The following is an 11,019-nucleotide window of genomic DNA, read 5'->3' as shown; positions in this document are numbered from 1 at the left end:
AAAGAATTTACCGTTACTACTACAGAATCTATATTTACACAACTATTAGCATCCGTTACTGTTACCGTATAAGTGGTTGTTGATGTTGGACTGGCAACCGGATCAAAGATGTTAGGGTTGCTCAAACCTATAGTAGGGCTCCAGTTGTAGCTCACGCCCCCGCTTGCAGATAATGTTGTACCTGATCCAATACAAATACTGGCGTCAGTTCCTGCGTTGGCGATAGGTAAAGAATTTACCGTTACTACTACAGAATCTATATTTACACAACTATTAGCATCCGTTACTGTTACCGTATAAGTGGTTGTTGATGTTGGACTGGCAACCGGATCAAAGATGTTAGGGTTGCTCAAACCTATAGTAGGGCTCCAGTTGTAGCTCACGCCCCCGCTTGCAGATAATGTTGTACCTGATCCAATACAAATACTGGCGTCAGTTCCTGCGTTGGCGATAGGTAAAGAATTTACCGTTACTACTACAGAATCTATATTTACACAACTATTAGCATCCGTTACTGTTACCGTATAAGTGGTTGTTGATGTTGGGTTGGCAACCGGATCAAAGATGTTAGGGTTGCTCAAACCTATAGTAGGGCTCCAGTTGTAGCTCACGCCTCCGCTTGCAGATAATGTTGTACCTGATCCAACGCAAATACTTGCGTTTGTTCCTGCGTTGGCGGCAGGTAAAGAATTTACTGTTACTACTACAGAATCTGTATTTACACAACTGTTAGCATCCGTTACTGTTACCGTATAAGTGGTGGTTGATGTTGGGCTGGCAACCGGATTAAAGATGTTAGGGTTGCTCAAACCTGTTGTTGGGCTCCAGTTGTAGCTTACACCTCCGCTTGCCGATAAGGTTGTGTCTGACCCGGTGCAAATACTTACATCTGTTCCTGCGTTGGCGGCAGGTAAAGAATTTACCGTTACTATTACAGAATCTATATTTACACAACTGTTAGCATCCGTTACTGTTACCGTATAAGTGGTTGTTGATGTTGGGCTGGCAACCGGATCAAAGATGTTAGGGTTGCTCAAACCTATAGTAGGGCTCCAGCTATAGCTCACGCCCCCGCTTGCAGATAATGTTGTACCTGATCCAATGCAAATACTGGCGTCAGTTCCTGCGTTGGCGATAGGTAAAGAATTTACCGTTACTACTACAGAATCTATATTTACACAACTATTAGCATCCGTTACTGTTACCGTATAAGTGGTTGTTGATGTTGGGTTGGCAACCGGATTAAAGATGTTAGGATTGCTCAAACCTATAGTAGGGCTCCAGCTATAACTCACGCCCCCGCTTGCCGATAAGGTGGTGCTATCCCCGATACAAATACCTACATCAGTTCCTGCATTTGCTGGGGGTGGGGGATTTACAGTAACCACTTCAGTTGCCGAAGTGTCAACACAACCGCTGGAATTGGCCATCCAAAACCAATAATTACCACTTTGGGTAACAATAATGGAATCTACAAGAATATCAACAAGTGTGTCATTCCTGTACCATTCAATATCTATCCAAGAACTTGATAATGTTTTCAAAACTACTGAATTGCCGTCACAAAAAGTTGTTGAACCGCTTGTTGTTATAAAAGCGCTAGGATCATTATTGACAGTTAATATTACCTGGTCAGTAGCGGAACAACCGTTGGCATTGGTTACATTGACAGTATAGGTATAAGGGGATCCAACCCAACTACGGTTGACTTTTGGATTGGCGATATTAGGGTTGCTCATGCCTGTTGTCGGGCTCCAACTATAAGTTACGCCTCCTGAAGCAGTAAATTGTGCGGAGTCATACACACAAATTGTCTTGTCAAAACCTGCATTGGCAGCAGGAGGAACGCAGAAGTTAACGGTTCCTATTTCCCAATTACTACCGCTCCAGTTTCTTCCGGTAGCAATAATGTCTCCGTTATTCCCCCATGCTGTTGCGGACCCATAATTTGCAAAGCCGTAACCATCATAAAAAGTTTCTTCTAATAAATTCCCATTCAAATCGTATTTAATAATACAATAATCAGTATTGCCAAATTTTCTGGTTGAACCACCCACATAAACATCTCCAGAACCATCCAGGAGAATACTATTTGTTGTTTCATTAAATGTAGCATCTCCAGCATAGATCTGTGCCCATTGCAGTGTGCCGCCTGAATTATATTTGATAGTTATCATATCATCGTTTGATCCATTACTATTAACTCCTGCCATATAAACATACCCGGATGCATCAACAATGATATCGGTTACTTTATTAAGAAAAGAACTTGCACTATATTTACTTACCCATTGAGGCGCTCCTCCTGATGAGTTGTATTTGATCGTTAAAAAGCCAGAACTTCCATCAATAGGAGACCCGCCATAACCACCTACATATACATTTCCTGATATGTCAGTAAAAATAACTGCACCCCTATCCAATTGATTTGTAATGCTGTTATAAGCTTCTGACCATTGCAGTGTACCGGCTGAATTGTATTTAATAGTTACTATATCTCTGCTGGATACCCCTCTCTCATATCCGGTGATATAAACATTTCCTGAAGCATCCACAGTAATATCATTTCCGGCATCATCACCGTCATTGACTCCATCATAATATTTACCCCACGCAAAAAAGCCAGTTGAATAGAATTTTACAGTCTCTATGTTATCGTCAAATGGAGAAATGTTATCAACTCGTCTTCCTGTAAAGTAAACATTCCCGGTACTATCCACGGTCATTGCATTTGCGGGCAGACCGAGAGCAGATGTAAGTGTCTGTGTCCATTGCGTAACCCCGTTTGTATTGTACTTTCTTATTACTTTTTTAAGGCCATTGCTGGTGTTACCAACTATATAAATATTTCCAGCGTTATCAACATCTACACCCACAGGAATGTCATCATTTCCAGTATCATCATAAGTGCTGGTCCACATAGTGTCGCCAACTGAATTGTATTTTATAAGTAAAATATCATAATCAGAACCGTTCCAGCTTTTGCTAACCACATACGCATTGGCGTTTGTATCTACTGCAAGCCCGACAGCATCATTCAGAGTGTTACCGGTACCTAAATATTGTGTAGCCCACTTTAATGACATCTGTGCAGGGCTATTAACATATACAGCCATCAGGGTGATAAACAAAAATATGGATAACTTTTTCATGACTATTAGAGTTTTAGTTTTAAAAATAAACGCCCAAATATCAGCGCTATCTTTTTTATATTTATCACCCATTTGGGTGATTTTTAAGAAATCTTATTATTTAGTATATCCAAACCACCTGCTTTCACAACAGCCTGGGTTCTGTTTCTGACATCAAGTTTTTCGTAAATTTTCAGAATATGGGTCTTAATAGTATTAACAGACACGTATAATTTATCTGCTATCTCTTTGTTGGTTTTTCCATCTGAAATTAAATATAACACATCCAATTCTCTTTCGGTCATTGGATTTAAAAGATACCTGTTCAATTCTTCCTGGTTTATTGTAACTTTAAATTTTTGAGCAGATTGAGGAAATTCCATATTGATGTTTGCCCGCAAAAGATCAATTTCATGAAGATGCTTTTCTATTTGCCTTTGTGCTTTTTGTTGAGCGGCAATTTTACTTTGCCGGTAAGCTATAAATACTACTAATGCTAATATTATTACCAATCCAAAACCAATAATCAATACGTTGCGCTGTGTGGTTCGTTGTTTGAGCTTTATAGCCTGTAGTTCCTTCTCTTTTTTTAGAAACGTTATTTTTTTTTCACTTTCATACTGGGCTTGCATTTCTGCTATTCGCTTAAAGCTGTTTTCGTTTAACAGTGAATCTTTTATTTCAGAATATAATTGGTAGTATTCATAAGCTTTTTTGTAATGGCCTTGTCTGGCATAAGTCTCTGCAAGGATGTGCCAGGCATGTTTTATTTGTTCTTTTGCACCTATTTCTATCACAATATTCAGGCTTCTTTGAGTGTATTCAATTGCTTTATTATAATTCTCTTGTTCTGAATATACTTCCGCTATATTATTCAGGTTGATTGACATCCAATGTTTGTTATCTGATTTTTCATTAGCTTTCAAAGCTTTAAAATAATATTTAAGAGTCTTTTTGAAGCTAGGTTTCCGTAGCTTTTGTGTAGTGAGCATTCCTGTTTGTTCCTTGTAAACAGCGCCAATATTATTTGAAAGTAATGCAATTTCCTTTTTTAGTCCTAATTCTTCAGCAATGATCAAGGATTTTAGGTAATATTCTATGGCTTTTTCGTAGTTGGTTTGCGAGTAATAAACACCCCCGATATTATTCAAACATGTAATAGTTCTTTGTCTATCTCCGAGTTTTTCCAATATTTTTAGCGCTTGAAGGAAATACTCTATGGTTTTTTGTTGGTTGCCTTGATGATAATATACGCCTCCAATATTATTCAAACATACTGCAATTCCTTTTTTATTATTCATTTCCTCTCTCATTTTTAGTGATTGCAGCAGATAGTCCATGGCTTTTTCGTAGTTACCTTGCAGGCTGTTGACCTGTCCGATATTATTCAAGCTCGTTGCTATTCCCCGTTTGATTGCATCATTCTCATCACTTTTGCCAGGAGTTAGTAATTGTTTAGCAAGAGACAGCGCCTGCCATCCGTATTGAAGGGCTGTTGCCGGGTCATTGCTTTTGTATTCCCAGCATAGTTTATTTAAGATTTTTACAACTGTGGTGTCTCCTGCACAATCGGGGCAGGCTTCTTTGGCTTTTTGGAGTTCATGTAGAAGGCTGTCTGTTACAGTATTGTTAGCAAGTAAGGTAGAGGAAGATAAAAAAAATATAATTCCGATAAATACCTTTGCTAAGGCGCATGGCGCATAGCCCCGCCTCTTTGCGGAGCATGGTGCAATGATAAAGCTACAATTATTTGACTTTTCAGGAAATTGCATATAAATTAAAGTATGGTTTACGTGATTCTATGCAGTCAGTAATTTGAAGATAAATATAAATTTGATATTCCCGCATTACCCGGTTCATTCCTTCTCTGATTCAAGCATTTTAACCTCTTTGTTAGCCTTATCTGATTCAATAAGCCCGTCTTTCAATTTTATGATCCTGTGTGCAAATTTTGAAATTGCTTCTTCATGGGTTACCATTATAATGGTATGACCTTTTTTATGTAATTCTGTAAACAGGTCCATGATCTCGTAGGAAGTTACTGAATCAAGATTACCGGTAGGTTCATCAGCTAATAATATGGAAGGGTTGTTGACCATTGCCCTGGCAATAGCTACTCTTTGCCTTTCTCCGCCTGATAGTTCATTGGGCTGGTGATTTGCCCTGTCTTTCAGGCCCACATCTTCAAGCGTTCTAATTGCCATTTCTTCTCTGTCTGCCTTTTTATACCCGGCATAAATGAGGGGCAGGTACACGTTCTCAAGTGCAGTGGAACGGGGTAAGAGATTAAAAGTTTGAAATATAAAGCCTATTTCTTTGTTGCGGATATTTGCAAGCTTGTTTTCACTTAAATCGCTGACTTTATGCTGATTAAGAAAATAATTCCCTGAAGTAGGTGTATCTAAGCAGCCAATAATATTCATTAAAGTTGATTTTCCTGAACCCGAAGGTCCCATAAATGCTACATAATCTCCTTTAACTATATCAATGGTAATAGACTTTAAAGCATAAATAGTCTCACTGCCCATTTTATAGGTCCTTGAAATGTTGGATGTTTGGATGATTTTCATAAATTGTTATATGGTTATATGGTTATATGGTTAGATGGCTGTCAGAATAACCATATAACCATATAACCATTGTGCCCTGGCCCTGCGCTCATTCCCATTCCGCCAGGGATTTTTCTATTAACGTTTGTTTCTCATAATATTTTTGTAAAAATTCAATAAAATCTTCTTCTGTAGTAAGTATTTGAAGTTCATCCATAGCGTGTTGGGCGTAAGAAGTAAGATTTAATTCCAGGCAATAAAGAATATACGCTTTATATAATTTGACAGAATAAGGATTGAGATCGATACCTTCCAGTAAAATGTCGTAAGCATAATCTTTGTTTTTTGTGTTGTAAAAATTAGCTGCGCTTATTCTTCCGTCTTCATAAAATGATGCTCTTTTTAACAAAAGTTTATAACAGCTATCAGTTTTTAATGTTTGTAAAGTATCACAAGGCGCATGTCGAAGATCCAGACGCAGTCGGGGGCGTGCCCTTTGCTCGCTTCCCTCTGCTCCCCCGACTGCGTCTGGATCTTCGACCTGCTCGCTTAAAACTTTTATAAAATTTTTTGCAATCTTATTGACCTGCATGCCAGCATGATTGTGTGGTTGCATGGAAGTAAGTGTGTTTGTATCATTTTCCAATTCTTTCCATGCCTCAATAGCCTGACTTTTATCACCCATTGCTGATAAGGTAAAGGCATAATTGACCTTTACATTTTGTTTCTGGTCTTTTCCCTCCGAGTACTCGGGGGGATCTCCGCTACGCTCCGACATTGTATTAGGGGTAAGGCTTTTTGCGGTATCAAAATATTTTGCAGCCAGCTTGTAAGCGCCCTGCTGGAGCATCCATAAACCTAAAATATTATTATAGTGATAAGACATATACATGCTATTTTCCTGCAGCTGATCCAGTAATATTTTACCTTTGCCCATGTCATTATAATAATAGTTGTAACAGGCGGTCAGAAAGAGCAGGTCCTCATTGTATTTGTAATTTTGTTCAATGAGCCCCCCTAAATCCCCCCAAAGGGGGGACTTTGCCATTCCCTTTCCATCCTGTGTGAGATGATAAATAGAATAATTGTATAACCAGCAAAATTGGGTAATATTTAAAATAGAATCTCCCGCCCCCCTACCAGCCCCCCTAAATCCCCCCGAAGGGGGGACTTTTCCATCGCTTTTGCTATCCCCTTTTCCTTTGGGAAGTGGGGTTGGGAAGTCCCCCCTTCGGGGGGATTTAGGGGGGCTGTGGCTGCCTACCAATCTATTACTAACAAAAGGGAGATATGAAGAAAGTTCAAGGTTATTTTGGAGACTATCTGCAATGGTTTGAAATTGTAGGGGCACGGTATGTCCAGCCCTAATATAATGATTGGATTTTTTTGCAAAAAATCCTAATAAATTTGAGGCAGGAACTTTTTTATTTTTTAAATGAGCGCTTGCCAGATCAAGGTAGAAAAGGGTAGAATCTGTCATATTCATATTGTTGTAAACTAAAGCGAGATTATTATAGAGTTCACCACTTAGAGGAAATTTTTTGATCCCTTCCTCCAGAATGAACAAAGCGTCAAAAATCTTTTTCTTGCTAAGGTATAGGTCACTTAAATTTGCATACGAAAATGGTGTGGGTTTCATTGACAATGCGCTGTTATAATACCTGATCGCTGTACGATCATCACCCCGGGCTTTGGCTAATGAGGCAATGGCATAAATTGATTTGTGGCTTTGCTCACCCTGTACATAAGTATCATTATAATATTTATTAGCTAAGGAATAATTATTTTCAGCAACGTAAATATCACCCAGCCCATTGTGGTAACCTGCAATTACTTTATCATACGCAGCAAAGTTTGACTTGAATATCATCGCAGCAATTCCAAGAATAGATAATCCGGTTACGATAAAAAAGGGGGTACGATTTGGTTGATATACGATCTTATGTACCTGCATGTTTTGAGCTATGGGAGTAGAAAAGTTGTTGAGTATATAGAGAAAAAATAAGCCTCCCCTGATCAGGTGCGCCAAAATAATAATTTCTTCAAAAACCTCAACCATCGGATCGTTGCCGGTAGCAAAGTAATAGCCCATTGTAATGGTTGAAATAATGGCAAAACCTAAGTAGAGATAAGCTCCGATCGGAGCAAAAGGCAGTTGGCCTTTAAATAAGACATTTCTTTTTTTGAAGCCCCAGATACCTAATAGAGCAGAGACTACAAATACCACAAACGCGTTCAAATAGATCAGATCAAATTCAAAAAATCTTGCGTTCTCAAGATAAACTAAAACCAGGCACGACAGATATATTAGAGAAAAAAATGTAAAATGCAGGAGATTACTGCCACTTTTGGGGCTTTTTGACCTGGTAGCCAAATATAAAATGCTGTCAATATTCTCCAGCGAAATAATAAAAATAAAAATTATTGTTAAAACTACAGGCAACACACAGCCATAATTGGCCATAAATAAAACCGGATGGCTCACATCTGATTTAAACCATATCAAGCCGCCTAATAAAATACTGATAATAGAAAATATCAGAAAGCGTAATTCAAAAGAGGTATCTTTCTTATAAGCATAAAAATAGTAGCTCGTTGAACAAAATAAAATGATGGCTGTTATAAGCAGGATATTAATTAGTTGTAGATAACCTGTATTTATAATGGGATCAAGATCAACGATAAGGTCAAATCTAATACTTACGAGGAAGATAACAAAAATGCCCATCCCTCCAAAATACCACACAGCTTTCAGGCAGGTTACAGCGCTCAATAAAAGTATTATGGATAATGAAACAAAGATGAAAAACAGGGTTGCCAGGTAGTTTACTTCGAAATTGCTGCCAACGAATTTTTGAAAAATGAGGTAGGTATGGGTATCTACAGTGAAATCGTAATTTTGTAGAGACGTTGCATGCAACGTCTCTACAAAATTTACAGTAAATTTGTCCAGTACAATACTGACACTTTTTAGTTCATTTACGATATCCCAGCTTATTACATTATCAATGCCAATGGAATACTGGATCAAAAGAGCCAGTAAGCTTACAGCAAATAAACAAAGAAATACGTTGTAAAATATCTTATAAGGTGTGTACCAGTCTTTCCAGAATATTAAGCGCATAGCGCGTGGCGCATGGCCCCGCCAACTGGTGGGGCTCTGCTCCATGCGCCCTGCGCTATGCGCCATGCGCCTCCAGCACCTTGGGTACTCTAAAGTAATCCGAATCTTTTTTCGGTGCGTTTTTTAATCCTTGTTCGTGGGAGATGTGTTTTTTCAGCTCATCTTTTCTCATCACATTGACCTCCTCAGATAGATGTGTGAGCGGCTCAATGCCTGCAGTATTGAGCTCATTGAGCTTCCCGACCCATTCAAGCATTTTATTCAGATCTTTAATGATCGCTTCTTCATCTTTATCCTTAAACTCCAGCCTTGCCAGGTGGGCTATTTTTTGAACGGTTTTTTTGTCTATTTTCATAATACGAATATCCGATGCCAACCCTGTTAAATAGAAGAAATTTCACAGGGTAAATATACGAATGAATACTAATATTGTACAATTGACTCACATTGCCAACTGCCAACTGCCAACTGCCAACTTTTCTACCCAGCCCATCCCTCCCTATCCAAGCTCCTGTACTGGATGGCTTCGGCAAGATGCTCTGTTTTAATTTCGTCAGTGCCTTCGATGTCGGCAATGGTTCTTGATACTTTAAGTATCCTGTCATAGGCCCTGGCAGAGAGCCCTAATTTTTCCATGGCGGTTTTTAGTAAATTTTTACCTGCTTCATTGATCTGGCAGACTTTTTTCACCATTTGGGAGGGCATCATAGCATTGGAATAGATGTCTTTTTGTTTTTCAAACCGCTTTGACTGTATTTCCCTGGCTTTTATCACCCTTTCCCTGATATCTGCGCTGGTTTCGTTTCTTCTGTTAGCCGTCATCTGGTCAAATGAGACAGGCGTTACTTCTACGTGCAGGTCAATGCGGTCTAACAGGGGGCCGCTTATTTTACTCAGGTATTTTTGCACCATCCCGGGAACACAGACACACTCTTTGTCTGGGTGGTTGTAATAGCCGCAGGGGCATGGGTTCATGCTGGCGATGAGCATAAAATTAGCCGGGTATTCCACGGAAGTTTTTGCCCTTGAGATCGTAACTCTTCGCTCCTCTATGGGCTGCCGCATCACTTCAAGCACCGTCCTTTTAAATTCAGGCAACTCATCGAGGAACAGCACCCCGTTGTGCGAAAGAGATATTTCACCGGGCTGCGGGTTTCCGCCACCGCCCACCAGGGCCACATCGCTGATCGTATGGTGTGGTGACCTGAAAGGCCTTGTAGCGATCAAGGATGATCGTTCGGTCGTTTTACCGGCAACTGAATGAATTTTTGTAGTTTCCAACGCTTCCTGCAGCGTGAGTGGGGGCAATATTGAAGGCAGCCTTTTTGCCAGCATGGTTTTGCCGGCACCGGGCGGACCGATCATGATCACATTATGCCCTCCTGATGCAGCTATCTCCAGCGCTCTTTTGATATTTCCCTGGCCCTGTACATCAGCGAAGTCAGCATCATAATCGTTACGGGTATTCAAAAAGAGCTCCCTGGTGTCTTTTTTTAGCGGTTCTATTACCAGGTTTCCTTCAAAGTAGTCAATAGCTTCCTGCAAACTCTCAACTCCAATTACATCTAAGTTGTTTACGATTGCAGCTTCAGCGGCATTTACTTTGGGCAGCACAAAACCCTTGAACCCATGTTTCCTTGCTTCAATGGCAATAGGCAGCACGCCTTTGATAGGGCTTGACGCACCGTCAAGCGAAAGTTCACCCATGACCATGTATTTATCCAAGCCATTCACCTTTATTTGTTTTGAAGAAATAAGTATCCCCAATGCGATGGGCAGGTCATAAGCAGAGCCTTCCTTTCGCTTATCAGCCGGGGCAAGGTTTACCACTACCCTGTGGCGGGGGAACTTAAAACCAAGATGTTTTATGGATGATTCAACGCGTCTTTCACTTTCCTTAACCGCATTATCAGGCAGGCCTACTATATAAAATTTTGTTCCCGAAACGATATTCACTTCAATCGCTATGGTGAAAGCATCAACACCATGTACTGCACTGCCTGATATTTTAGATACCATTCTTTATTGATTATTTTGTTATCGCAAATATATAATATTTGCAGGATAAAGAAAGAATTCTTTATAATTTACGTATTTTTGCATCGAGAAATGAATACTTGAGTCCACTCCAAAAAGTAAAAAAAGAAAAAATGCCACTAAAACACCAAAGCACTAAATCCCACAAAACATTGAAAATCAATCAAATAACTTTTGT

Annotated in this window: 5 protein-coding genes; all 5 read right to left on the bottom strand. The window is 39.6% G+C overall.

Annotated elements, in window-relative coordinates; all coding sequences use genetic code 11:
* Positions 1-3,235 precede the first annotated feature (3,235 nt).
* Complete coding sequence (locus FVQ77_02765) at positions 3,236-4,903, bottom strand: tetratricopeptide repeat protein (GenBank protein MBW8049264.1); 1,668 nt, start codon at positions 4,901-4,903, stop codon at positions 3,236-3,238.
* Positions 4,904-4,987: 84 nt separating this feature from the next.
* Positions 4,988-5,701 carry an ABC transporter ATP-binding protein gene (locus FVQ77_02760; GenBank protein MBW8049263.1) on the bottom strand — a complete coding sequence of 238 codons (714 nt, stop codon included), beginning with the start codon at positions 5,699-5,701 and terminating at the stop codon, positions 4,988-4,990.
* Positions 5,702-5,789: 88 nt separating this feature from the next.
* Entirely contained in the window at positions 5,790-8,804 is a 3,015-nt protein-coding gene (locus tag FVQ77_02755) for a hypothetical protein (protein MBW8049262.1), read from the bottom strand.
* Between the two features lie 55 nt (positions 8,805-8,859).
* Positions 8,860-9,159 carry an Asp-tRNA(Asn)/Glu-tRNA(Gln) amidotransferase subunit GatC gene (gene gatC, locus FVQ77_02750; GenBank protein ID MBW8049261.1) on the bottom strand — a complete coding sequence of 100 codons (300 nt, stop codon included), beginning with the start codon at positions 9,157-9,159 and terminating at the stop codon, positions 8,860-8,862.
* Positions 9,160-9,284: 125 nt separating this feature from the next.
* Positions 9,285-10,823, bottom strand: a complete 1,539-nt coding sequence (locus tag FVQ77_02745) for a YifB family Mg chelatase-like AAA ATPase (GenBank protein ID MBW8049260.1) — start codon at positions 10,821-10,823, stop codon at positions 9,285-9,287.
* Positions 10,824-11,019: the final 196 nt, after the last annotated feature.

This window comes from Cytophagales bacterium (assembly GCA_019456305.1).
In the GTDB taxonomy this organism is placed as follows: Bacteria; Bacteroidota; Bacteroidia; order Cytophagales; family VRUD01; genus VRUD01.
The sequence above is the reverse complement of the archived record's forward strand: the minus strand, read 5'-3'. Positions and strand labels throughout refer to the sequence as shown.